The following is a 22,665-nucleotide window of genomic DNA, read 5'->3' as shown; positions in this document are numbered from 1 at the left end:
CCGACGCGCCGGGCTAGCGACCGTTTTGGGCGTTGTCCTGCGAGAGGAGCGTGAAGCCGATCAGCTTGTAGAGGAGGCGGGCGCCGACGTTGCCGTCCCACTCGTCGTGGTCGTCCTTGGGGGCGACCTCGTTCAGGTCGAAGCCGACGATGCGGCGGCCGCTCCTGTGGATGCGGCCGATCAGCGCGACGGCCTGCTGGAACGACAGGCCCCCGGGCACGGGCGTGCCGGTGCTCGGGCACAGCGTCGGATCGAGCCCGTCGATGTCGAAGGTCACGTAGACGTCGTCCGGGAGGTCCTCCACGATCGCGTCGGCGATCAGGTGGAACGGCTCGCCCTCGAAGAGCCGATCGGCGATCGCGGCGTCGACGTGCGCGACCACGCGGCCGTTCGACTCGCGGATGAACCGGAGCTCGTCCTCGCTCATGTCGCGCAGCCCGACCTGGACGATCCGCGAGATCTTCGGGTGCCGGGTCGCGACGTTGCGCATGATCGAAGCGTGGGAGTCGGTGAACCCCTCGTACGCGTCGCGCAGGTCGGCGTGCGCGTCGACGTGGAGGATCCCCATCCCGGGGTAGCGCTCGGCGTGCGCCGCGATCGTGCCGTAGGGCGCGGAGTGGTCGCCGCCCACCAGTCCGACCAGCTTGCCCCGCTCCATCCACCGCTTCGCGATCTCGGCGACGCGCTCGTTCAGCCGCCGCGACAGCGCGTTCACCGCCGCGAGCCGCGCCTCCAGGTCCCGGTCGCCGGCGACCTCGCCCTGCGCCGCGATCACCGGCTCGGCCGCCGCGCACGCCTCCGCGTTCCAGCGGACGATGTCCGGGTCGACGTCGAGCATCGCGATGCCCTGCTCGTACGGCCGGCCCGTGTGCAGGTCGAAGAGGTCGATCTGCCGGCTGGCCCGCAGGATCGCCGCCGGCCCTTTGGCGGCGCCGCGACGGTAGGACACCGTCGGCTCCCAGGGCACCGGGATGAGGACCACCCGAGCGTCCTCGGCGGTGTGCGGCAGCCCGTAGATCCCGTGGCCGACCGCGGGGCCGTTCGGATCGAAACCGAGAGGGGATGAGCTCACGCGGCCACGTTGGCGGTTCGCGCAGAGATCGTCAAGCGCGAGCCGTGCCCGCCGAACGCGCGCAGAGGCGCGCCGGAGCGCGCCGGAGCGCTCTGCGGAGCGCGCCGGCGCGCTCCGCAGAGCGCCCGCGGAACCACGTCCGCGCCCGGGGCGATCTCCGGCGCGAGGTGCGTAGAGACGATCGCACCGCGCGCGGGACATCGTCGTGAAACACGGATGTCCCGCGCGATGGCGCGCAGCGCCCGTCGGAATCCAACTTCGGGGCTTCCAGCTGTGACGAAATGCGGTACGAAGGGGGCCGAGACGATGGATGACGGGCCGCCGCGCCCGTTCGGACTGGCCAGCGCCCGCCGCGCTGCCGGTCTGTCCGGCGCGCGGGGCCCTCGCACCCGTGAAGAACAGCCATGCTCCGCTACCGCGCCGACATCAAGACGCTCCTCTTCGTCGCGACCTATTTCGCCCTCGTGGCGGTGCAATGGGTCTACGCGCCGCGCGCGCTCTGGCTCGCGATTCCGCTCCTCGCGATGACCTGCGTGTTCTCGTTCCTCGGGGCCGTCGCGACCCACAACTCGGTCCATTGCCCGGTCTTCCGGCGGCGGTGGATGAACCGCGCGTTCCAGGTCGTGCTCACGCTCACGTACGGGCACCCGGTCAGCGCCTACGTGCCCGGCCACAACCTCAGCCATCACAAGTACACGCAGTCGCGGCGCGACGTGATGCGCACGACGAAGGTGCGCTATCGCTGGAACCTCTTGAACGGGCTCCTCTTCATGAGCCGCGTGGTCCGGGACATCCTGCCCGCCGACATGCGCTACTTCAAGGCGATGTACCGGCGCAACCCGCCGTGGTTCCGGCAGATGCTCCTCGAGTCGGCGGTGTTCCTCGGCGCGATGGGCGCCCTGCTCGCGCTCGACTGGGAGAAGTTCCTCCTCTACGTGCTGATCCCGCACCAGTACGCCGCGTGGGGGATCGTCACGATGAACTACCTCCAGCACGACGGCTGCGACGAGGACAGCGAGCACAACCACTCGCGCAACTTCGTCGGCCGGCTGGTCAACTGGTGGACGTACAACAACGGCTTCCACTCCATCCACCACATGGAGCCCGGCCTCCACTGGAGCCTCTTGCCGGCCGAGCACGCGAGGCGCGTGGCGCCGTTCATCCACCCGAACCTCGATCAGCCCTCGCTCCTCGCCTACCTGTTCCGCAGCTTCGTCTGGCCCGGCAAGCGCCTGCGCTACGACGGCGCCCCGGTCGTGCTCCCGCAGGAAGAGCCGGACGAGGAGTGGATCCCCGGCCCGAAGGAGACGCCGAGCGACGTCTCGCTGGGCGCGATCGCGCCGAGCTGACGGAGGCGCACCTCGCGGCCACGGCCGGGAGCCCCGGGCCGTGGACCGCGCAAGCGTGCAGAGAGCTGGCCCGGTGCCTCGGCGCCGGGCCGCTCGCCCCCTCGATCAACGCGGCTGATTCTCCCGCGGCTGATCTCCCCGCGACTCGCCACCCCGGCGACCGATCTCGGCCATGTGCTGGCGGTCGCCGCTCACGGCCTCGCCGCCCTTGCGGCCGATCTCGGCCATGTGAGCCCGGTCCTGGCTCACGCGCTCGCCGCCCCGGCGACCGATCTCGGCCATGTGCTTGCGGTTCTGGCTGACGACCTCACCGCCCTTCTTGCCGGCGGCGCGGGCCTCGTCGCGCGTGAACTCGTGGGCCGTGCCTTTCTCGTGGGCTGCCTTCCCACCCTTGCTGGCGATCTTGCGCTGACGCTCCTCATCCATGGCGGCGAACCCACGCTGCTGCCGCTCATTTGCCTGCCTCTGCGTCGCTGACGAAGGCGGGGGCTCGCTCGGCGAGGCCCCTCTCTCCTCCTGGTCCTCCTCACTCCTGGAAATCATCCCACGATCATCCATGCTCGCCATCATCCTCTCCTTACGGTTGGCTCGCTCGATTCAGGTCTCCGAACGGGGCCTCTGAGCCGGGAGGGGGCGGCGCTCGCCGTCCCCTCCCGGGCGGGTCCGAGGCCGGCATGGCCGTCCCCTCCCAGGTTCGGTCGGGGATTCAGCGTTCGCCATCCCCTCCCGGCGCCGAGCGGGAAGCGGCGTTCACCGCCTCCCTCCCAGCTGCGGAAAGGCCGACAGGCCCTTTCCGCGGGGGCCTGTTGTACCGGGCGGAACAACGTCAAGCGGGCTGAAGGTTGGGACGCGACGAATTGGGGGGAGGTTCGCCGGAGACGCAGGTGGAAACCTAGGCGAACCTGGAAATACCGAGAATGTCGTGTTCCCAGCGCGATCAGGCCCTCTTGGCGAAGTCCAGCATGAACGCCGTAAGGCGCTCCACCGATTCAACGGATACTGCGTTGTAGATCGAAACCCGGATACCCCCGGTCGACCTGTGCCCGGCGAGCCCCACCATACCCTCCTTTGCCGCCTCCGCGACAAAGCGTTTTTCCATCTCCTCGCTGGCAAGCCGGAACACCACGTTCATGAACGAGCGGCTCTCTTTCTCGACCGGGGCCCGGAACACATCCGGGTGCGCGTCGAGGGTTTCGTACAGCAGCTCACCCTTCTTGCGATTCCGTCGCTCGACCTCCTCGAGCCCACCGATCTCAAGCGTATACGCGAGTACGTTGCGCATGAGGTAGATTGCGAATGTCGGAGGTGTGTTGTAGAGCGAGTTGTTGGCAGCGTAAGTGGCATAACGGAAAATGACGGGAATGTCTTTTCGCCCGCTGTCAACGATGTCCTTGCGGGCGATCACGACCGTGATCCCGCTCGGCCCGATGTTCTTCTGGGCGCCCGCGTAAATCAGGGCAAACCTGGAGATATCCATCTTCCGCCACAGGATGTCGGACGACATATCGGCGACGAGCGGCACGTTGCCCGTCTCGGGCAGCCAGTGCCATTGCGTCCCGAACAGCGTGTTGTTCGTCGTCATGTGGACGTACGCGGCGTTCGGGTCGAGCGAGAGCTCGCTCTGGTGGGGGATGCGGGTGTAGCGCTTGTCGACCGCGGTGCTCGCGGCGACGCGGACGGTGCCGACGCGCTTCGCCTCCTCGAGGGCCTTCTCGGACCAGCCGCCCGTGAGGATGTAGTCGGCGCTCCTGCCGGGCGGCAGGAGGTTCATCGGCACGACGGCGAACTGCATGGCCGCGCCGCCCTGCATGAACAGCACGTGGTAGTCGTCCGAGAGGCCGAGCAGCTGCCGGAGCAGCGCGATCGCCTCGTTGTGCACCGCATCGAACGCCTTGCCGCGGTGGCTGTGCTCCATGATCGACATGCCCGTCCCCTCGAAGTCGATGAGCTCGCGCTGAGCGCGCTCGAGGGCGGGGAGGGGGAGCCCGGCTGGGCCGGCGTTGAAGTTGTGGACGCGCGCCATGGTGCTTCTCCTGAGGTTCGAGTCGGCGGCTCCTGATGCCGCCGCCGCGGCCGTATACCACGGGGGGCGCCGGCTCCGCCCGGGCGGGCCGAGCCGGAGCCCGGGCGCGGCGGGCGCTCGGCGGGCGCTCGGGCACAGGGCCCGCGCGCCTCGGGCCTGCCCGGGGGCGCGATCTGGGCTAAATTCACCGCTCTGGAGGCCGATCGATGCTGGTGACCCGCGAAGAGATGGCGTTCGATTTCCAGGGCGCCAAGCTCGATCCCGTCAAGGACAAGGACGTCATCGTCTGGGCCGTCCAGCAGTTCCTCTACGGCGAGATCACCGGCGTCCAGATCGGCCACTGGCTCTACAACGCGCCGGATCTCGAGTCCGCGCGCTTCCTCGCGCGCCAGGCCGTCGAGGAGTTCCAGCACGTCGGCAACTTCCTCCGCATCCTCGAGATCCTCGGCGCGCCGCCGGAGAAGGCCGCCTGGAGCGTGCGCTTCCTCGCCACCGGCCTCATGGGCGGCGACTGGTCCGAGCACGTCGCCCTCGAGATGGCCCTCGGCGAGGGCCTCGTCCTCCAGGCGTTCTACGCGATGATCGACACCGTGGACGAGCCGGAGATCGTCGCGATCCTGAAGCGGGGCGTGCGGCAGGAGGAGCGCCACGTCGACTTCGGCGAGCAGCAGACGAGGAAGGCGATCGCGGGGCGGCCCGCGCTCCGGCGGCGGCTGCTCGGCCTCGCGCTGGTGTCGCTCTGGGGCGTGTCGCGGCTCGAGGCGTTCATGAAGAAGCGCCTGCCGATGGACCACCCGGCGCTCCGGCGCCTGCCCGACCTGGTGCGCCACTCCGTGCGGATCGCGGAGCTCCGGCTGATGCGCATCGGCCTGACCGACGCGCCGATCTCGTCGATGTCGGCCGCCCGCAAGCTCGCGCTCGTGGCGGAGGCGTACGCGGGCAAGCTCGCGCTCGGCCTCGCCTCGTGGGTGCTCTCGGTGCTCCTCTTGCCGCTCCGGCTGCTCGGCCTCGCGGGGCCGAAGCGGCTGACGGACACGTACCTCCGCGATCCGCTGGTCGTGCGCGGCGGCCGGCTCGGCGCCGGGGCGGAGGACGATCCCGGCGACGCCGGCGAGCAGGCAGGGCCGGGCGGCCCTCCGGCGGGGCACGGCGCGGCGGCGCGTGCCTGAGCGCGAGGGGCGAGGGGTGGCGAGCGACGAGGAGGGGCGGGCCGACCGCGCCGGGGCGGCCGGCGCGGCGGGCGTTGCCGGCGCGGCGGGCGTCGCCGGCGCGGCGGGTGTCGCCGGCGCGGCGGGCGTCGCCGGCGCGGCGCCGGGCTTCCTGCCCGCGTCGCGCGAGCTGCCGCTCTTCGCCGAGCTGCCCGAGCTCGCGGGGCAGATCCCCTGGCGCCCGCTCGCGCACGCGCCGACGCCGGTCGTCCCCTGCGCGGCGATCGAGGGCTACCTCGGCCGCGGCGGCGTCTGGGTCAAGCGCGACGACCGGATCTCGCCGCTCTACGGCGGCAACAAGGTGCGGCGCTTCGAGTTCTTGCTCGCGGACGCCGAGCGGCGCGGGGCGAGGACGCTCGTCACGGTCGGCGGGCTGGCGTCGACGCAGGTCACGGCCACGGCCCTCTTCGGCCGGGCGCTCGGCTTCGCCGTCACCGCGGTCCTGTTCGACCAGCCGATCACCCGCTTCGGCCGCGACGCGCTCCTCGCCGGCGCGGCCAGCGGCGCCGAGCTCGTCCACGGCGGTGGGTACGCGGCCACCGCGGTGCGGGCGATCCGGGCGCTGCGCCGGGCCGATCGGCCCTACTTCATCCTGCCCGGCGCCTCGGCCGCGCTCCCGTGCCTCGGCTACGTCGACGCGATGCTCGAGCTCGCCGAGCAGGTCCGGCGCGGCGAGGCGCCGCGCCCCGATCGCATCGTCGTCCCCTCGGGAACGGGCGGGACGCTGGCGGGGCTCGCGCTCGGCGCGGCGATGCTCGGCTGGCCGACCACGATCGTCGGCGTGCGCATCACCGAGCGCGTCGCCTCGAACCGCGCCGTCGTCCGCTACGAGGTCGGCAGCATGAAGCGCCTGCTCGCCCGGCGCGCGCCGCGCTTCACCCGGCGGCGGCTCCCGCCCGTCCGCTTCGCGATCGATCACCGCGCGATCGGCCCCGGGTACGGCGCGCCGACCCCCGCGTCGATCGCCGCGATCCCCGAGGTGGAGCGGCTGATCGGCGTCCCGGGGGAGATCACCTACAGCGCCAAGGCGCTCGCCGCGCTGCGCGAGATCGGGCGGGATCACCCGGGCGAGACGATCCTCCTCTGGCAGACGCTCTCGAGCGCGCGCCCGCCGCTCGCCGAGGGAGGCGCCGCGGCGCTTCCGCCCGCGTTCGCGCGGTTCTTCGAGGGCGACGTCGCGTGCTGAGGGCGCGGCGCGCGCGGCCGAGCGCCCTCTGCGGGGGCTCGGCGCGCGGCGGCCGCGCGGCCGATCACTTCAGCCGCAGGCTGTTCAGGAGCTTGTCGAAGTCGGCGCGCGCCCCGGTGACCGTCTTCTCGGGGCCGGTCATCTTGAAGAACCAGAGGTCGCCGGAGGGCGTCTCGGCGATCGCGCCGAGCATGGCGTAGCTCGACTTCGGCTCCCCGGCGGGCATGCCGGGCATCCCGGAGCCGGCGAACGTCCCCTTGATCTCGACGACCGCGACCTTGATGTCGTTGACCTTGAGGTCGGTCCGCTTCGGGGAGTCGTCGCTCTTCTGGGAGAACTGGCCGACCCAGCGCGTGATGTTCGCGTCCACGCTGCCGCCGGCCTGGCTCACGCTGAGCTCGGCGTCCTCGTTGTCGCCCGCGGCGCGCTTGATCTTGTAGGTCGCCTTGCGCATCGCGTTGGGGTTCGGCGCGCTCTCGAAGCTCGCGGGCGCGTCCCAGGCGAGCTCCGCCCCGGCCGCCTGCTGGCCGCCGGGGTGCGCCGGCTTCGCGGCCTCGGTCGTCGGAGCGGGGACGGCGCCCTTGTTCGTCGCGGGCGGCTCGGGCGCCGATGTGGCCGTCGGCTCGGGCGTCTTCGAGCACGCCGCGGCGAGCGCGGCGACCAGCGGCAGGACCATGGCGGAGCGGAGCTTGATCATCGTGGGTGCCTCGGCGTGGGTTCGCCGCGACTGTAGTCGCCGCGCCCGGAGCCTCAAGCCGGATCGGACCGGCGCGGGCGCTTCCCGCGCTGCGGCCGGCGGCGCGTGCGTCGTGCAGCCGCGCGCGCCGCCGTGATACCACCAAAATTCATGGAGCCCACCTTCCGGCGCGCCTTCAACGCGGCCTTCGGCCCGTCGACCTACGCGGAGATCCTGAGCCGCCTCGAGCGGCGGCTCGGCTGCGCGATCCCGTTCCGCGTCGCCGAGACGCCGCTGTTCCTGCCGGCTCGGCTGCGCGAGCGCCTCGAGCGCTCGGCGACGGAGATCGTGCAGCAGATCTCGAGCCCCGCGCTCATCGCGCAGATGAAGCGCGCCATCCCCGCGCGCCTCGACGCCCCCGGCATGGACGCGCTCCCGAACTGCGCGCAGGTGGACTTCGCGATCGTGCGCGGCCCGGACGGCGAGCTCGACGCCAAGGTGGTCGAGCTGCAGGCGTTCCCGTCGCTCTACGCGCTCATGCTCGTGCAGACCGAGATCGTGGCCGAGGTGCTGGCCGGCATGCCGGGGCTCGACCGGCGCTGGACGTGCTGCTTCGGGGGCCGGAGCCGCGACGATGTCGTCGCGCACCTGCGCCGCGCGATCCTCGCGGGCGAGCCCGAGGAGTCGGTGGTGCTCCTCGACCTCTCGCCGGAGAAGCAGAAGACCTACCCGGACTTCGCGGCGACGAAGCTCCTCGTCGGCGTCGACGCGGTCTGCCCGACGGCGCTCGTCCGGGAGAAGGACCGGCTGTTCCGCCGCGTGGGCGGGCGGCTCGTCCCCGTCCGCCGGCTGTACAACCGCGTCGTGTTCGACGAGCTCGAGGCGAAGCGGGTCGAGCTCCCGTTCCGGTACGACGAGCCGCTCGACGTCACGTGGTGCTCGCACCCGAACTGGTACTGGACCTGGTCGAAGTACACGCTCCCTTACCTCGATCACCCGGCGGTCCCGCGGGCGCGGCTCCTCAGCGCGCTCGACGAGGCGCCGCCGGATCTCGAGCGCTACGTGCTCAAGCCGCTGTTCTCGTTCGCGGGCTCGGGGGTGAAGGTCGACGTCACGCGCGAGGACATTGCCGCGATCCCGGAGGGCGAGCGCTCGAGGTGGCTGCTCCAGGAGAAGGTCGCGTACGAGCCGGCGCTCCTGATGCCGGACGGGGGCGGGGTGAAGGCCGAGGTCCGGATGATGTTCCTGCGCGCGCCGGGTGAGGCCGAGCTCTCGCTCGCGCTCAACCTGGTGCGGCTGTCGCGCGGGAAGATGCTCGGGGTCGATCAGAACCGCGATCTGACCTGGGTGGGCGGGACGGTGGGGATCTGGCCGGTCGACTGAGCGCGCGCGTCAGGCGCGGAGCGCGAGCTGCCACGCGCCGAGGACGAGCCCCGTCGCGGTCGCGCCGAGGGCGACCTGGACGAGGGGGCGGCGCGGCGCGGGCCGGTTGCGCAGGGACAGGCCGGCGACGAGGCCGATCGCGGCGCCGCTGAGCAGGCCGAAGGCGTGGGCGCCGAGGTCGGCGCGCGGGCTCGCGCCGAGGGCGCCGAGGAGCGAGAGGCCGCCCACGAGCGGCGCCACGAGCTGGAGGAGGTGCCGCTTCTCGCCGCTGTCCTTGTCGTGCGCGCGGTCGAGCATGAGCTGGGTGGTGGCGAGCAGCCCGATCGCGCCGAACACCGCGGTGGAGGCGCCGATCGACGCGTGGTGGTGGCCCAGGCCGTGGTGCCAGAGCGCGTTCGCGAAGTTCCCGATCGCGCCCGAGGCGACCACGGCGAGCGCGGCGCCGCCGGGCCCGAGGCGGCGTTGCACGGCGGACGCGAAGACCGTCCCCGAGATGACGTTGCCGATCACGTGGGCCGAGTCGGCGTGCAGCGTGAGCGCGGTGATGGCGCGCCACGGCTCGGGCCCGACGACGAGGTCGGCGACCGAGGCGCCGCGCTGGAACAGCCGCCCGCCGCCGCTCGCGGGGCCGGTGACGAGGAAGAAGAAGAGGGCGAGGGCGACGAACGCGACGCCGGCGGCGATGGACGGCGGGTGGCGCGGACGCTCGCGCGGGCGGCGCGGGGGCCAGTCGCGGTTCTCCGCTTCGTACCGATCGATCGAGGTCGCGGCGAAGTCGTAGTCCTCGTCGCGCACGAGGAGCACCCAGCCTGCCGGGGTGTACCGCACGGCGTGCCAAAGCTCGCTCGACTGCAGCACGAGGGCCCATTCGCGGACCTTGCGTTCCGGCATCACGGGCCCGATGGCCGTGAACCCGGGCCCGGGCCCTTCTCCCACGCCTCCAGGGGCATCGCTGTTCTGGACCATCGCCGCCCTCTCGCCGCGCGCCGGCGGCAGGATCGCGATCGGGACGAACCGTTCGCCTTCAGCACATCGAGCACCGGTACAGTCATGTTCGCCCACGGCGGGTTCCTCCACGGCTCGTTGACCCCAGGTTCGACGAAACCTGCGGATGAGCCTGGAGGCTGTCAACGCCGCCTCTCGGGGAGCCCGGCCGTCTCCGTCCCGGCGTCTCCTGCCGGTCTCCTGGCCTCTTCCTGGCGTCTCCCCGGCGTCTCTTGCGGGGCCGGGCCCTTGTGCGCGCGGCGCAGCGGTGGCAGTGCGTGGTTGTGTCGACAGCCATCACGCAGGGCATCCGGGTCACCGTCTCGACGGTGTACGTCCCCACGCAGTCATCCCCGACGGAGCACCGCTACGTCTTCGCCTACACGGTGCGGATTGCGAACGAAGGCACCGAGCCCGCCCAGCTGAGGACGAGGCACTGGATCATCACGCATGGCAGCGGGAAGGTGGAGGAGGTGCGCGGCCCTGGCGTGGTCGGCCAGCAGCCCTCGCTGAAGCCTGGCGAGCACTTCGAGTACACGAGCGGCTGCGTGCTCGAGACCCCGCGCGGCTCGATGCGCGGCACCTACCAGATGCACCGCCCGGACGGCCGCGTCTTCGACGCCGAGATCGCGCCGTTCACCCTCGCGATGCCGCACTCGCTGAACTGATCCAGCAGCCCACGAATCCGCCCGTCATCCTCGCCCGTCATCCGGAGAGAGCCAGCGGGGAGGGGGTGCCCGTGCGCGCGGGCGGCGGGGTAGGGCCCCGCGAATCCGAGCGCCGGCCTGCATCGAAGCGGGTCGCTCCCGGACCGGCTCTCCCCGTACTCATGGCAATTGCCTTCTAAAAGGCGCGAGTTCGCGGGAGGGGCCCCCGCCGCCCGCGCGCACGGGCACCCCCTCCCTGCTGGCTCCGTTGCACCCCGAGAGGGGTGCTAGCCGACGGCCGCCGGCTCCACCTTCGCCCCGTTCGCCTTCGCCTTCTCCGCGTCCCCCCCGCTCCCGCTCCCGCTCCCGCTCGCCGCCAGGAACTTGAACGTGAAGTCGCCCCCCTCGAAGTCGACGGTGACGTTCCCCCCGTTCTCGAGGGCCCCGAAGAGCAGCTCATCCCCGAGCCGCCGCTTGATCTCGTTCTCGATGACGCGCCCGAGCGGCCGCGCCCCGTTCGCCGGATCGTACCCGCGCGTCGAGAGCTCCGCCCGCGCCCGCTCGGTCACGTCGATGGTGACCGACCGGTCCGCGAGCATCGCCGCCAGCTCGCCGATGAACTTGTCGACGATGCTCCCCATCACCGACGGATCCAGCGACCGGAACATGATGCGCGCGTCCAGCCGGTTCCTGAACTCCGGGCTGAACGTGTTCTTGTAGGCCTTGTCGTCGTCGCCCGCCGACCCCCGCTCGCCGAAGCCGACCCGCGCCTGCGCGAGCTCCCGCGCGCCCACGTTGCTCGTCATGATCAGCACCATGTGGCGGAAGTCGCTCTTCTTGCCGTTGTTGTCGGTCAGCGTGCCGTGATCCATCACCTGGAGCAGCACCTGGAACACGTCCGGGTGCGCCTTCTCGATCTCGTCGAGCAAGAGCACCGCGTGCGGCGTCTTCGCCGCCGCCTCGGTCAGCAGGCCGCCGCGATCGAACCCGACGTAGCCGGGCGGCGCGCCGATGAGCCGCGAGACCGTGTGCCGCTCCTGGTACTCGCTCATGTCGAACCGCAGGAAGCCGATGCCGAGCGCCTTGGCGAGCTGCTTCGCGAGCTCGGTCTTGCCGACGCCGGTCGGGCCCGAGAACAGGAACGAGCCGATCGGCTTCTCCGGCGCGCGCAGCCCCGCGCGCGACAGCTTGATCGCGGACGAGAGCTGCTTCACCGCCTCGTCCTGGCCGAAGATCACCGAGCGCAGCGACTGCTCGAGATCCTTGAGCTGCGCCTTGTCCGACGTCGACACCTGCCGCGGCGGGATCTGCGCCATCTTCGCGATGACGAGCTCGATGTCCGCCGTGTCCACCGTGTACCCGTCGCCGTGCTTCAGGCGCGCCGCCGCGCCCGCCTCGTCGAGCAGGTCGATCGCCTTGTCGGGCAGCCGGCGGTCCTGGAGGTAGCGCGCCGACAGCTTCGCCGCGGCCTCGAGCGCCTCGTCGGTGTACGTGACCTTGTGGAACTCCTCGTAGCGCTTCTGCAGGCCCTTCAGGATCTGCGTCGTGTCGTCGACCGACGGCTCGGTCACCTCGATGCGCTGGAACCGCCGCGCGAGCGCGCTGTCGCGCTCGAGGTGGCCGCGGTACTCCTGGAAGGTGGTCGCGCCGATGCAGCGCAGGCGGCCCGACGTCAGCGCGGGCTTGAGCAGGTTCGAGGCGTCCATCGTCCCGCCGCTCGCGGCCCCCGCGCCGATGATCGTGTGGATCTCGTCGATGAACAGGACCGAGCCCGGCTGCTTCTCCAGCGCGCGCAGCACCGCCTTGAGGCGGTTCTCGAAGTCGCCGCGGTACTTCGTGCCGGCGAGGAGCGCGCCCATGTCGAGCGCGTAGACGGTCGCGTCCTTGAGCGGCGCGGGCACGTCCTTCTTCTCGATCCGCTGCGCCAGCCCCTCCACGATCGCCGTCTTGCCGACCCCGGCGTCGCCGATGAGCAGGGGGTTGTTCTTGCGCCGCCGCGCGAGCACCTGGATCGTCCGGGCGACCTCGTTCTCGCGGCCGACCAGCGGGTCGATGCGCCCCTCGGCCGCCTCCTTGTTGAGGTTCATCGTGAACGCGGCGAGCGGATCCTTGACCGGCTGCGCGCCGCCGGGCTCGCCGCCCTCGTCGGACGACGACTCCTCGCGGAGGCTGTCGTCCTGGCCCGTCTTCGAGATGCCGTGCGAGATGTAGTTCACGACGTCGAAGCGGCTGATGCCCTGCTCCCCGAGGAGGGTCACGGCCGGGCAGTCGCGCTCGGCGAACATCGCGACCAGCACGTTCGCCCCCTTGAGCTCCTTCTTGCCCGAGGACTGCACGTGCATGGCGGCGCGGCCGACCACGCGCTGGAACCCGAGCGAGAGCGTCGGGCTCGTGTCCGCGTCCTCCGGCAGCGCCTCGATCTCCTCGTCGAGGAAGCGCTCCAGCTTCTTCTTCAAGAGCGGCGTGTCGCCCCCGGCGTGCCGGAGGACCTCGGCCGTCTCCTCGTCGAAGAGCAGCGCGTAGAGCAGATGCTCGATGGTCACGAACTCGTGCCGGCGGCGCGAGGCCTCCCGGGTGGCGAGCGAAAAGGCGATCTCAACTTCGGGGCTGATGCGCATGGTCATTCCGGCTCGGCGGTCAACCGAAGGGGCATTCCGTGCTCCTTGGCGAAGTCCTGGACTTGGGCGACCTTGGTCTCCGCGACATCCTTGGTGTACACGCCCGCGACCCCGTGGCCGCGGTGGTGCACGCTCAGCATGATGTGCGTGGCCTCCGTCTCGGTGCGGTGGAAGAACTTCATCAGGACAAGGACGACGAACTCCATCGTCGTGTAGTCGTCGTTGTGGAACACGACCTTGTAGCGGCGGGCCTTCTCGACCTTCCGTTCCCGCTCCGTCGCGAGGTCGCCCTGCCTGTCTTCTCTCTCCTCAGGATCGTTCGGCATAAATCCGTCGGGAAGGATAGCAAGAGCCCCGCCCCGGCGAGCGGCCGACGGAGGAAGCTCACGCTCCGGAAGCATGCTCCGGCGGGGCGTGTTCCGCCACGCGCGCACCGGGATTTTTCCGTCCGTCGCGGCGTCCGCGTCCTGAAAGCGAGCTGAAGAGGGGGTCGGGTCTGCCCGGGGGCGCCCGTCGGGTCCGCCCGGTGCGGCACCGCCGCGGGCGAGCGCGCGTCGCCGTTTTCTGGCGAGCGCGAGCGCGCGTCGCCGTCCCCCGGCGGGCGCAGGCGCGCCTGCCGGGGCGGCGGGGTCACGCGGTCACAGGAGCGACCTGGCGGCGCCGAGGTCGATCTCGACGGGCGTGAGGCCCCAGATGTCGCGCGCGTACTCGCGCACCGTGCGGTCGGAGGAGAACTCGCCCACGCGGGCGATGTTGAGCGCGGACTTGCGCAGCCAGCTCTTCCGGTCGACGTAGGCCGCCTCCACCTCGCGCTGGCAGGCGGAGTAGGCCTTGAAGTCGGCGAGCATCATGTACTCGTCGCGGCCGAGCAGCCGGTCGAGCAGGGGCTGGAAGAGCTCGCGGTACTCCGGCGAGAAGAAGCCCGACGAGATGAGGTCGACCACCTCGCGGAGCTCCGGGTCGGCCGCGACCGCGTCGCGCCCCTCGAAGTGCTCGCAGCGGCGGGCGATCACCTCGTCGGCGGTGAGGCCGAACAGGAAGAAGTTCTCCGGGCCCACGGCGTCGCGGATCTCGATGTTCGCGCCGTCGAGCGTGCCGACGGTGAGCGCGCCGTTCAGCGCGAGCTTCATGTTGCCGGTGCCCGACGCCTCCATGCCGGCGGTCGAGATCTGCTCGGAGACGTCGGCGGCCGGGATGATGCGCTCGGCCAGCGAGACGCGGTAGTTCGGCATGAACACGACCCGGAGCGCGCTCTGGCGCCGGTCGCCGTTCACGACGTAGGCGACGGCGTGGATGAACTTGATGATGAGCTTCGCCTGCCGGTAGCCGGGGGCCGCCTTGGCGCCGAAGATGAAGGTCCGCGGTGTGACGTGCTCGCCGCGCTTCTGGCGCAGGTAGAGCGCGACGATGTGGAGCGCGTTGAGCAGCTGGCGCTTGTACTCGTGGAGGCGCTTGATCTGGACGTCGAAGATCGAGGCGGGGTCGACGGAGATGTCGAGCTCCTGCCCGATGAACTTGGCGAGCGCCGCCTTGTTCGCGCGCTTGACGCTGGCGATCCGCTCGATGAACTCCGGGTCGTCGAGGTGGCGCTCGAGCTCGCGCAGCCGCTCGAACTCCGTCACCCAGCGCGGGCCGACCTTCTCGGTGACGAGCGCGGCGAGCGCGGGGTTGCAGGCGAGCAGCCACCGCCGGAACGTGACGCCGTTCGTCTTGTTGTTGAACCGCTCCGGCCAGAGGTCGTAGAAGTCGCGGAGCAGGTCGCGCTTGACGAGCTCGGAGTGGAGCTTGGCCACGCCGTTCACCGAGTGCGAGCCGACGACGGCGAGGTAGGCCATGCGCACGTGGCGCTCGTGCCCCTCCTCGATGAGCGACATCCGCGCGACGCGGTCGTGGTCCTGCGGGTGGGCGTCCATGACCTCGCGCAAGAAGCGCCGGTTGATCTCGTAGATGATCTCGAGGTGCCTCGGCAGGAGCCGCTCGAAGAGCGCGACGGGCCAGCGCTCGAGCGCCTCGGGCAGGAGCGTGTGGTTCGTGTACCCGAAGGACGCGACGGTCTGCTTCCACGCGTCCTCCCAGCTGACGAGGTGCTCGTCGATGAGCACGCGCATCAGCTCGGCGATGGCGATGGCGGGGTGCGTGTCGTTCAGCTGGATCGCGTTCTTCTCGGCGAAGCGCGAGAAGTCCGGGTGGACCCGGTTGTAGCGGTTCACGATGTCGGCGATGGAGCAGGCGACGAAGAAGTACTCCTGGCGGAGGCGCAGCTCCTTGCCCTTGTCGAAGTTGTCGTTCGGGTAGAGGACCTTGGAGATGACCTCCGACTGGTTCTTCTCGTGGACGGCGTGCACGTAGTCGCCGGCGTTGAAGAGCTCGAAGTCGAACTCCTCGCCGGCGCGGGCCGACCACAGCCGGAGGGTGTTCACGGTGTTCGACTGGAAGCCGGCGATGGGCGTGTCGAAGGGGACGCCGATGACCTGCTCGGCGGGGCGCCAGATGACGCGGAAGCCGCCGCGCTTGTCGGGGACGCGCTCGGTGTAGCCGCCGAACGAGACCGGGACGGCGTGCTCGGGGCGCTCGACCTCCCAGGGGTTGCCGAAGCGGAGCCACTCGTCGGCGCGCTCGACCTGGTAGCCGTCGCGGATGGCCTGCTCGAAGATGCCGAACTCGTAGCGGATGCCGTAGCCGTAGGTGGGCAGGCCGATGGTGGCCATGGAGTCGAGGAAGCAGGCGGCGAGCCGGCCGAGGCCGCCGTTGCCGAGCCCGGCGTCGGGCTCCTGCTCGACGAGGTCGTCGAGGTTGAGGCCGAGCTCGCCGAGGACGGTCTTGTAGCTGTCGTAGATGTCGAGGGCCTGCAGGTTGGCGACGAGCGCCCGGCCGAGGAGGAACTCCGCGGAGAGATAGTAGCCGCGCTTGACGTCCTGCTCGTAGTAGGTGTGCTGGGTCTTGGTCCACCGGTCGACGAGGCGGTCGCGCACGGAGAGGGCGAGGGCGACGTACCGGTCGAACGGCGTGGCGGTGAGGGATTCCCGGGCGCGCGAGTAGTGGAGGTGGTCCGCGAAGGCGCGGCGGAGGGCGACCGGGTGCATGCCGGTGCGCGCGTCGGGCGCCGTGTTTCCGCGGAAAAAAGCGGCAGGGGTGTCTCGCTGGGAGGGCTCTCGCTGGGCGGGGGTTTCTCTCTGACGGTTGGGATCGACGTCGATCGGGTTGGCCATGGCGGCGCACTTTAGACGGATCCGGCCCAAGCTGGTGGGCTGCGCGACGTGCACGGGTGAGGTTCCGTGGGTCGGGAGGTTGGCGATCGCACCAGGCCGCCGGTGTGCTAGGAGCGCAGGCGGCCCGGCGACCTGGTGCGCCAGGGGAGCGTCGCCGCCGGAGCCTCGGGAGGTCGGCGGATGATCCACGGACGGCGGGCGGTGCGAGGCGGGGCGGGGGGCCGGGCGCTGGCGCGCGGCTGGGTGCTGGCGCTCGCGGGGGTGCTGGGAGCGCTCGGCGCAGGGGCGGGCTGCGAGGAGCGCCCGGGGGTGAGCCCGGCGGCGAAGAAGGGGTTCGGCGAGGCGTGCGCGGACGGCGCGGAGTGCGCGTCGTCGGTGTGCGCGGCGATCGGGGGCGTCTGCTCGAAGGGCTGCCGGGTCGACCGGGAGTGCGGCGCGGGGTACGTGTGCCGCTCCCGCGACGACGGTCCGGACGGCGTGTGCAGCAAGCCGCAGGGCCGGGCGCCCGGCGAGGCGTGCATGACGGCGGTCGAGTGCCAGCACGGGCGATGCCTGCACCGGGCCGGCGCCCTGGATCAGCCGGGGCACTGCTCGGCGTACTGCGAGGGCGCCGGCGATTGCCCGGCGGGTCTGAAGACGTGCGAGGAGATCGCCGACAGCGCGGGGCGGAAGATGTGCCTCCCCGGCGAGGGCGGTGCGGGGACGGCCGCGCCCGGCGCGAAGGGGAAGGCCTCCGAGCGGTAGGGCGGGAGCGCGGCCGGCCGGGGGGCTGCGGGGGAGGGGCGATGGGCGAGAGGTGAGGCGCGGGGCGCAGGGCGCAGGGCGCGTGGGGGCGCGGGGCGCGGCGCGCGTCAGGGCTCCGCGGTGAGGTCCGGCGCTGCCGCGGGCGGGACGGGCCCGGCGCTGCCCGGCTTCGCAAGGCCTGGCGTGAGTTTTCAGACGGGAAAGAATGCCGACGAATCGATCCATCGAGGCACCCTTCGCTTCGGACGACATGCTCGCGTTGGTATGGGAGACACGATTGCGAGGTTTCTGATGATCATGGATGATCATGTGCTCATTCCGTCCCTGGCTCGCCATCTTGGTTTGGGTCTGATTCCGGCACGGTGGCAAGGTGTTGATGTATTGCTTCCGCTCCTCGAGCGCATCCGCGGCGACGGAGCGATGGTGCTGATAAAGTTCGATGGCGGTAGAGATTTGACCGAAAATGGTCCATATACCGTTATTGCTTCCGGTGGGCCGCTCAAGGGCGAATATATTCGTGCAGAGATGTCGTCGCTTGAGCGTAGTGTCGCAAAGGTGATAATAGAGTACGCGAGGAGATGCTGGGGGTTCGTTGAGCCATCGTAGCCGGCTCCGAGGCTCACCCCTCCCCCGCTCGTCGTCGCTCCCCAAGCTCACCGCGATGGCTGTAGGCATCCAATCTACGAATCGACATACGGCAAGCGGTGCGTTTCCGGATCCGGCCACGCGTTTTCGAGCCGAACGAGGAGGGTAGTGATGTCTACGACAGGAGCGAGATCCGCCAACGAGATTCTCGGACTGGAGTTCGATTGGCTGGCCAGTGACGCTGATGGGTACGTTGCCCTGTTCAGTACCGCGGGCGGTGGCTACGCCCCGGGTGAGTTCCTACAAAACACCGATGCACACCACGCGGCGATCGACGCTGTCCTCGCGTCGCCCGTGTCGACCGTGGCGCGGTTCGCGCAAGATCTGCCCCCGGAATTACAGAACACGTGGCGGATGGTGGCGGAGCGCGGGCTCTTCGCCTTCGATTCAGACCCCCATGGCGGGCCCTACCGAATGGTCGCAGCTCCAGCCGATCCCATTCGGATTTTCGATCTGCCCAGGAGCGTGGTTGATATTGTGGAACGTCTCAAGCTTCGCCAGGTGCGATTCGCACGCCAGTCGGTCATCCCCACGGAGCTCCTTCAGGAGAGGGGATAACCCGAAAGCCATGGCGTCGATCTCGCTCATCACGAGCACGCTGGGGGGCCCCGGTCCCGCCGCACGCCGGGCTTCGCGTGCACGTGGACACGGCGACTACACACGATCTCGCAGAAATCCAGACGAGCGCCATGCCCAGCTTTGCTTTCAGGATTTTCTTTTGCTGCGCCGGATTGGTCACGCGCCGGCTTGGTATCGTCGACGCGGGGTCCGCCTTCCGTGTCGTACACGCTGGCGAGCGGCGCTTCACGTTGTGTGACATGAGAAGAGCTCGGCGCTCAGCGGAATGCGGTCTGCGTTCCGGTGAGCTCCACCGTCAGGCAGGCCGATGGTCGATGGCTCCTGGACGCATGCGCGGCGATGGTGTACGCCCCGCCACAGCTCGCGCCCTCACGGCGACGGGCATCGGGGAAATCGCATGTCGACTTCGTTCTTCGCGCGGTCCCTCAGCGCTGCCGCACTCGCGCTCTGCGCCGCCAGCGGGCTCGGTTGTGCTCCGCCCAAGCCACCTCTCACCTGCGCGTCCCAGGGCAGCGCCCCGTGGGTAGAGCTCTCCTCGCAGCACGTCGTGTTGAGGACAGATCTCGACCGCCCCGAGGCGCGTGAGGTCCTCGCGGAACTCGAGAGATCGTACAATGCCCTCGAAGACGTCTGCTTCCCGAGCGACAGCCCCGACCCGTTTCGCATGCAGGTCGTCCTGTTCGCGCGCGAGCAGGACTTCCGTCAGTTCAGTCCAGCGCCGTCCAGCGGCGTCTTCTTTCACGCGCTGCCGAACGACCTCGAGCGGGCGCCGACGATGGTCATGTACGGCTCGCTCGGAGAGCCGGAGCGCATCACGTTCCAGCGCGGGCTCGCGTACCACTTCATCGCGCAGAGCATCGGGCCCGCGCCGCCGTGGCTCAGACAGGGCCTCGCCCAGTTCTACTCGACGTTTCGCCTGCGAGGTGGTTATGCATACGTCGGCTCAGCGCTGCCCTATCACGACTTCCTGAAGGGGGCCTCCGGGCGCACCGTGCGCAATGGCCCGTTCACGCTCCAGCTGGTCCCCGCCAGCGAGGCGGCGTCCGCCGCGGAGCTCATCCGTGCCAGGCGAGAGGACTTCTACAGTCTCGCCGACGAGCCATCGGAGGCCGAGCGGCGCCGGGTGGCGCTCAACTACCTGAGCTCATGGGGGCTCGTTCACATGCTGCTCAACGGCCCCGATCCCTACGCGCAGCGCTTTGCCAGCTTCCTCGAGGCGGCCTCGCGCGGCGCGCCGGTGCGGCAGGCCTTCCAAGAGGCGTTCGGCGATATCTCGCTCGAGCAGATCGAGCGGGATTACCGGAGCTACCTCGTCGGAACGCGGCCCATCAGGAAGGTGGGCCCCTACACGGCCCCACCGCTCCCGCCGCCGCTGGTCGAGCGGGTGATCAGCGACGCCGAGGTGCACGTGCTCTGGGCCCGTCTGAAGCGGTGGCAGGGCGATGGGAGGGCATGGGCGGCGGCGCAACTCGACGAGGCGGTCGCGCATGAGCCGAACAACCCCGACGTGCGCTTCTGGCGCGGGCTCTTCCGGACCGCCGAGTCCCGCCTCAGGGAGGCGGAGCAGGAGCTCACGGCGGCGCTCGCGGCGAAGCCGACGGATCCTCGGTATCTCCTGGCGATGGCAAAGCTGATTCGCGCGATGTCGAGCCGTCGCATCATCACGCCGCTCCAGGCAATCGTACGCACCGCGCCGCTCGTCGACCGCCTGAGCCGCACCGCATCCACCGCCGAACAGCTCGCTTTCGTCGCCCGACATCGCGTCCAGCTCCGCGATCTCGACGAAGCGCAGCCGTTCGTGCAGCGCGCCCTGAAGGCCGACCCGAGCTGCGTACCCTGCTACGACACCTACGGCATGCTGCTCCTCCTGCAAGGTCGAGTCACCGAAGCCATCACCGCGGCGTCGCGCGCACGCGACCTGCTGCCGGAGGGCGTCGAGAATCCGCTCATCGAGGCCCGCCTCCGCTGCTTTCAGGCGCACGAGACGGCGATGCGCGACGGCGCGTCGACCCACCCGGAGAAGTGCTTCAACCCGCTCCGCGAGTGACGCCCGTCAGGATCCCGCCCCAAGCGCGCCGGCCGGCCGGGCGCCGCGGCGGCACACCACCTCCCGCTCCGCCCCGGAGAAGCCCTCACGCCGCCGCGCGCACCGGCGGCAGCCGGAACGCGGCCCCCTCGGAGCGGCTGCGCCGGCGGAACGCGCCCGGCGCCTCGCCCGTGTGCCGCTTGAACGCGCGGCTGAACGCGAACTCCGAGTCGTACCCGACCTCGGCCGCGACCGACGCCAGCGAGCCGTCGCCCTCGGCGAGCAGCTCGGCCGCGCGCTGCATCCGCAGCTCGGCGAGGTAGCGGAGCGGCGGGATCCCCAGCTCGGCCAGGAACCGCCGCGCCAGCGCGGCGCGGGAGAGGCCCGCCGCCTTCGCGAGCGCCTCGAGGGTCCAGCGCTCCGCCGGCCTCTCCTGCATGAGCCGGAGCGCGCGCGCGACGCGCCGGTCGAAGGCGCGCGCCCCGCGCCGGCCCCGCGCGCGCGCCGCGCCCGCCTCGCCCGCCCGCTCGTGGCAGTGCAGCGCGTAGGCGAGCAGCGGCTCGAGCAGCGAGCGCGCCAGCGGGGCCTGCCCCGGGGATGGATCCGCGAGCGCGGCGCGCAGCAGGTCCACCACGGCCGAGAGCCCCGGCGCCCGCCGCACCTCGCCGGCAGCGAGGTGGACCACCGGCGCGAGCGCGGCGAGCGCCCCGCCGGGCGCAGCGGTGTAGGTCGCCGAGATCACCTCCGCCTCCGCGGGAGCGGCCCCGGTCGGCGGCGCGACGCAGCAGAGGCGCTGCTCGCCGGGCCCGCCGCCGCGCGCGCCGAACCCGAGGAGCACGAGGTCGCCAGCGTCGAGCTCCAGGGAGCACGCCCCGTTCAGGGTGCATGCCCCGTCCTGCGCGAGGCGAAACGCGCCCTGCACGACGACGTGCAGGCTCGGAGGATCCCCAGCGCCCGCGCGCCAGAGCACGCCAGGAGGGCCGCGATGCCGGGAGACCGCCACGCCGCGGGGAAGCTGCCGCTCCATCTCGTCCGCCATGCCCCATGGTTGCCCGCGCCGAGGCCGCCCGTCCAGCGCTCCCTCGCGGATCGAGACGCGCGAGCATGACTCCGCGCGTCGCGGTCATGGCGCGCGGGCGGGGGCGGCCGGATGCTCGGGGCCATGATGCGCTTCGATGCGACGCCGAACGAAGAACAGCTGCCCCTCCGCGCGCCGTCCGAGGAGGTCCAGAGCAGCCTCCTGAAGAGCCGGACCGTCCTGATCTTCGGGGAGATCACCAGCGAGCTGGCGCAGGTCACCACGGCGCAGCTCCTCGCCCTCGCGAACCAGAGCGAGGCGCCGATCCGGGTCCTGATCCACTCGCCGGGAGGACACGTGGAGTCGGGAGATACGATCTACGACGTGATTCGCTTCATCCGGCCCGAGGTCAAGGTGATCGGCACCGGATGGGTCGCCAGCGCGGGCGCGCTGATCTTCGTCGCCGCGCGGCGGGAGAACCGGTTCGCGCTCCCGAACACGCGCTTCCTCCTGCACCAGCCGCTCGGCGGCGTGCGCGGCCCCGCGTCGGACATCGAGATCGAGGCGGCCCAGATCCTGGCCGCGCGCGAGCGGCTCAACCGCATCTTCGCCGAGGCGACCGGGCAGGATCCCGCGAAGATCGCCAAGGAGACCGAGCGCAACCTGTGGATGACCGCGCGCGAGGCCCAGGCGTACGGCCTCGTGCACCGCGTCGTCGAGAGCGCGCTGGAGGTCTGAGCGCCGCGCGAGCCCTCCGGGAGCAGCCCCCTCCGGCTCAGCGCTGGCAGCCGGCGAGCGCGGGCGCCCCGAGCAGATCGAGCTGCTCGACCGCGCGCTGCGGCCGGCGCGCGCCGAGGCCCGCGTCCGCCGCCGGGGCGGCGCCCCGGGAGGCCGCTCGCCGGAGGAGCTCCTCGCGGAGCGCCCCGAGCTCGCGCGCGGGAAGGGTGCTCGTGTCCGTCACGAGCCGCGCGCCGTCACGGTAGCCGGTCCACACCGTGTAGCCGTTCCGCGTGACCTCGATACCGACTCTGGGGCCATAATCCGTGATCTCGTAGCTGCGTCCCAGGGCGAGAAAGCTCCACGTCTTCATCGTGACCGTCTCGCCATTGTCCATCGGGGCGTCCGGCCTGGCCAACAAACCGGATCGCAGCGCCGGGCGCCGCGCCGCTCGCCCCGCCCCGCCGCTTCGCGCTTCCAGGAGCTCGGAGTCAGCGTGCTCGCACGCAGGCCGGGCTCTCCTGATCACGGCGGCGCCCGTCGTGGCGGCCCTCTCGCTCCGCGGCGGCCGCGCCGAGCAG

20 protein-coding genes are annotated in these 22,665 nt (G+C 71.2%); 10 read left to right on the top strand and 10 right to left on the bottom strand.

Annotation, left to right across the window (positions count from 1 at the left end; genetic code table 11):
- Positions 1-13 precede the first annotated feature (13 nt).
- Complete coding sequence (locus tag WMF33_RS26480; protein ID WP_437322443.1) at positions 14-1,273, bottom strand: agmatinase family protein; 1,260 nt, start codon at positions 1,271-1,273, stop codon at positions 14-16.
- Positions 1,274-1,476: 203 nt separating this feature from the next.
- On the opposite strand from WMF33_RS26480, the gene WMF33_RS26475 reads away from it, so the two are divergent.
- Positions 1,477-2,421: a fatty acid desaturase family protein gene (locus WMF33_RS26475; RefSeq protein WP_437322442.1), complete on the top strand. Its 945-nt coding sequence runs from the start codon at positions 1,477-1,479 to the stop codon at positions 2,419-2,421.
- Positions 2,422-2,526: 105 nt separating this feature from the next.
- On the opposite strand, the gene WMF33_RS26470 is transcribed toward WMF33_RS26475, so the two are convergent.
- Both WMF33_RS26470 and serC read right to left on the bottom strand, forming a co-directional pair.
- Positions 2,527-2,847 (bottom strand): KGG domain-containing protein, encoded by a 321-nt coding sequence (locus WMF33_RS26470; protein WP_020737259.1) that lies wholly within the window; start codon positions 2,845-2,847, stop codon positions 2,527-2,529.
- A 511-nt stretch (positions 2,848-3,358) separates the two neighbouring features.
- A complete protein-coding gene (gene serC, locus WMF33_RS26465; protein ID WP_437322441.1) occupies positions 3,359-4,444 on the bottom strand; it encodes a 3-phosphoserine/phosphohydroxythreonine transaminase in 1,086 nt (361 codons plus the stop codon).
- Positions 4,445-4,650: 206 nt separating this feature from the next.
- On the opposite strand from serC, the gene WMF33_RS26460 reads away from it, so the two are divergent.
- Together WMF33_RS26460 and WMF33_RS26455 are read left to right on the top strand one after the other, a co-directional pair.
- Complete coding sequence (locus tag WMF33_RS26460; protein WP_437322440.1) at positions 4,651-5,613, top strand: ferritin-like domain-containing protein; 963 nt, start codon at positions 4,651-4,653, stop codon at positions 5,611-5,613.
- 16 nt (positions 5,614-5,629) lie between these two features.
- On the top strand, positions 5,630-6,838 hold the full coding sequence (locus tag WMF33_RS26455) for a 1-aminocyclopropane-1-carboxylate deaminase/D-cysteine desulfhydrase (RefSeq protein WP_437322439.1): 1,209 nt from the start codon (positions 5,630-5,632) through the stop codon (positions 6,836-6,838).
- Between the two features lie 64 nt (positions 6,839-6,902).
- Here the strand turns inward: WMF33_RS26455 and WMF33_RS26450 are convergent, their stop codons facing one another.
- A complete protein-coding gene (locus tag WMF33_RS26450) occupies positions 6,903-7,535 on the bottom strand; it encodes a hypothetical protein (protein WP_437322438.1) in 633 nt (210 codons plus the stop codon).
- A gap of 150 nt (positions 7,536-7,685) precedes the next feature.
- Here WMF33_RS26450 and WMF33_RS26445 point away from each other — a divergent pair, with 150 nt between their 5' ends.
- On the top strand, positions 7,686-8,897 hold the full coding sequence (locus WMF33_RS26445; RefSeq protein WP_437322437.1) for a hypothetical protein: 1,212 nt from the start codon (positions 7,686-7,688) through the stop codon (positions 8,895-8,897).
- A gap of 9 nt (positions 8,898-8,906) precedes the next feature.
- On the opposite strand, the gene WMF33_RS26440 is transcribed toward WMF33_RS26445, so the two are convergent.
- Entirely contained in the window at positions 8,907-9,788 is an 882-nt protein-coding gene (locus WMF33_RS26440) for a rhomboid family intramembrane serine protease (protein WP_437322436.1), read from the bottom strand.
- Between the two features lie 377 nt (positions 9,789-10,165).
- Here WMF33_RS26440 and apaG point away from each other — a divergent pair, with 377 nt between their 5' ends.
- Positions 10,166-10,549, top strand: coding sequence for a Co2+/Mg2+ efflux protein ApaG (gene apaG, locus WMF33_RS26435; RefSeq protein ID WP_061627952.1), 384 nt, complete (start codon positions 10,166-10,168; stop codon positions 10,547-10,549).
- A gap of 266 nt (positions 10,550-10,815) precedes the next feature.
- On the opposite strand, the gene clpA is transcribed toward apaG, so the two are convergent.
- The 3 genes from clpA to WMF33_RS26420 all read right to left on the bottom strand — a co-directional run bounded on the left by clpA (position 10,816) and on the right by WMF33_RS26420 (position 16,355).
- Entirely contained in the window at positions 10,816-13,152 is a 2,337-nt protein-coding gene (gene clpA, locus WMF33_RS26430) for an ATP-dependent Clp protease ATP-binding subunit ClpA (RefSeq protein WP_437322435.1), read from the bottom strand.
- On the bottom strand, positions 13,149-13,472 hold the full coding sequence (clpS, locus tag WMF33_RS26425; RefSeq protein ID WP_020737250.1) for an ATP-dependent Clp protease adapter ClpS: 324 nt from the start codon (positions 13,470-13,472) through the stop codon (positions 13,149-13,151). Before clpS ends, clpA begins: the two co-directional genes overlap by 4 nt.
- A gap of 312 nt (positions 13,473-13,784) precedes the next feature.
- Positions 13,785-16,355: a glycogen/starch/alpha-glucan phosphorylase gene (locus WMF33_RS26420; RefSeq protein ID WP_437322434.1), complete on the bottom strand. Its 2,571-nt coding sequence runs from the start codon at positions 16,353-16,355 to the stop codon at positions 13,785-13,787.
- A 180-nt stretch (positions 16,356-16,535) separates the two neighbouring features.
- On the opposite strand from WMF33_RS26420, the gene WMF33_RS26415 reads away from it, so the two are divergent.
- From WMF33_RS26415 to WMF33_RS26400, 4 genes are all read left to right on the top strand, one after another.
- Positions 16,536-17,099, top strand: coding sequence for a hypothetical protein (locus tag WMF33_RS26415; RefSeq protein WP_437322433.1), 564 nt, complete (start codon positions 16,536-16,538; stop codon positions 17,097-17,099).
- A gap of 297 nt (positions 17,100-17,396) precedes the next feature.
- Positions 17,397-17,705 (top strand): hypothetical protein, encoded by a 309-nt coding sequence (locus tag WMF33_RS26410; RefSeq protein WP_437322432.1) that lies wholly within the window; start codon positions 17,397-17,399, stop codon positions 17,703-17,705.
- 150 nt (positions 17,706-17,855) lie between these two features.
- Entirely contained in the window at positions 17,856-18,302 is a 447-nt protein-coding gene (locus tag WMF33_RS26405) for a hypothetical protein (protein WP_437322431.1), read from the top strand.
- Between the two features lie 568 nt (positions 18,303-18,870).
- A complete protein-coding gene (locus WMF33_RS26400) occupies positions 18,871-20,370 on the top strand; it encodes a tetratricopeptide repeat protein (protein ID WP_437322430.1) in 1,500 nt (499 codons plus the stop codon).
- Positions 20,371-20,455: 85 nt separating this feature from the next.
- On the opposite strand, the gene WMF33_RS26395 is transcribed toward WMF33_RS26400, so the two are convergent.
- Positions 20,456-21,388: an AraC family transcriptional regulator gene (locus tag WMF33_RS26395; protein WP_437322429.1), complete on the bottom strand. Its 933-nt coding sequence runs from the start codon at positions 21,386-21,388 to the stop codon at positions 20,456-20,458.
- Between the two features lie 126 nt (positions 21,389-21,514).
- On the opposite strand from WMF33_RS26395, the gene WMF33_RS26390 reads away from it, so the two are divergent.
- On the top strand, positions 21,515-22,105 hold the full coding sequence (locus WMF33_RS26390; RefSeq protein WP_437339519.1) for an ATP-dependent Clp protease proteolytic subunit: 591 nt from the start codon (positions 21,515-21,517) through the stop codon (positions 22,103-22,105).
- A gap of 37 nt (positions 22,106-22,142) precedes the next feature.
- Here the strand turns inward: WMF33_RS26390 and WMF33_RS26385 are convergent, their stop codons facing one another.
- On the bottom strand, positions 22,143-22,481 hold the full coding sequence (locus tag WMF33_RS26385; protein ID WP_437322428.1) for a hypothetical protein: 339 nt from the start codon (positions 22,479-22,481) through the stop codon (positions 22,143-22,145).
- Positions 22,482-22,665: the final 184 nt, after the last annotated feature.

Source organism: Sorangium sp. So ce394, from assembly GCF_051474665.1.
GTDB lineage: Bacteria > Myxococcota_A > Polyangia > Polyangiales > Polyangiaceae > Sorangium > Sorangium cellulosum_D.
The sequence above is the reverse complement of the archived record's forward strand: the minus strand, read 5'-3'. Positions and strand labels throughout refer to the sequence as shown.

Excerpts from the sequence above, each read along its gene's own strand:
- WMF33_RS26480 (WP_437322443.1), bottom strand. The coding sequence starts at position 1,273 with ATGTCCCGCGCGCGGTGCGATCGTCTCTACGCACCTCGCGCCGGAGAT.
- WMF33_RS26475 (WP_437322442.1), top strand. The coding sequence starts at position 1,477 with ATGCTCCGCTACCGCGCCGACATCAAGACGCTCCTCTTCGTCGCGACC.
- WMF33_RS26470 (WP_020737259.1), bottom strand. The coding sequence starts at position 2,847 with ATGGATGAGGAGCGTCAGCGCAAGATCGCCAGCAAGGGTGGGAAGGCA.
- serC (WP_437322441.1), bottom strand. The coding sequence starts at position 4,444 with ATGGCGCGCGTCCACAACTTCAACGCCGGCCCAGCCGGGCTCCCCCTC.
- WMF33_RS26460 (WP_437322440.1), top strand. The coding sequence starts at position 4,651 with ATGCTGGTGACCCGCGAAGAGATGGCGTTCGATTTCCAGGGCGCCAAG.
- WMF33_RS26450 (WP_437322438.1), bottom strand. The coding sequence starts at position 7,535 with ATGATCAAGCTCCGCTCCGCCATGGTCCTGCCGCTGGTCGCCGCGCTC.
- WMF33_RS26445 (WP_437322437.1), top strand. The coding sequence starts at position 7,686 with ATGGAGCCCACCTTCCGGCGCGCCTTCAACGCGGCCTTCGGCCCGTCG.
- WMF33_RS26440 (WP_437322436.1), bottom strand. The coding sequence starts at position 9,788 with ATGCCGGAACGCAAGGTCCGCGAATGGGCCCTCGTGCTGCAGTCGAGC.
- clpA (WP_437322435.1), bottom strand. The coding sequence starts at position 13,152 with ATGACCATGCGCATCAGCCCCGAAGTTGAGATCGCCTTTTCGCTCGCC.
- clpS (WP_020737250.1), bottom strand. The coding sequence starts at position 13,472 with ATGCCGAACGATCCTGAGGAGAGAGAAGACAGGCAGGGCGACCTCGCG.
- WMF33_RS26420 (WP_437322434.1), bottom strand. The coding sequence starts at position 16,355 with ATGGCCAACCCGATCGACGTCGATCCCAACCGTCAGAGAGAAACCCCC.
- WMF33_RS26415 (WP_437322433.1), top strand. The coding sequence starts at position 16,536 with ATGATCCACGGACGGCGGGCGGTGCGAGGCGGGGCGGGGGGCCGGGCG.
- WMF33_RS26410 (WP_437322432.1), top strand. The coding sequence starts at position 17,397 with ATGGATGATCATGTGCTCATTCCGTCCCTGGCTCGCCATCTTGGTTTG.
- WMF33_RS26405 (WP_437322431.1), top strand. The coding sequence starts at position 17,856 with ATGTCTACGACAGGAGCGAGATCCGCCAACGAGATTCTCGGACTGGAG.
- WMF33_RS26395 (WP_437322429.1), bottom strand. The coding sequence starts at position 21,388 with ATGGCGGACGAGATGGAGCGGCAGCTTCCCCGCGGCGTGGCGGTCTCC.
- WMF33_RS26390 (WP_437339519.1), top strand. The coding sequence starts at position 21,515 with ATGCGCTTCGATGCGACGCCGAACGAAGAACAGCTGCCCCTCCGCGCG.
- WMF33_RS26385 (WP_437322428.1), bottom strand. The coding sequence starts at position 22,481 with ATGGACAATGGCGAGACGGTCACGATGAAGACGTGGAGCTTTCTCGCC.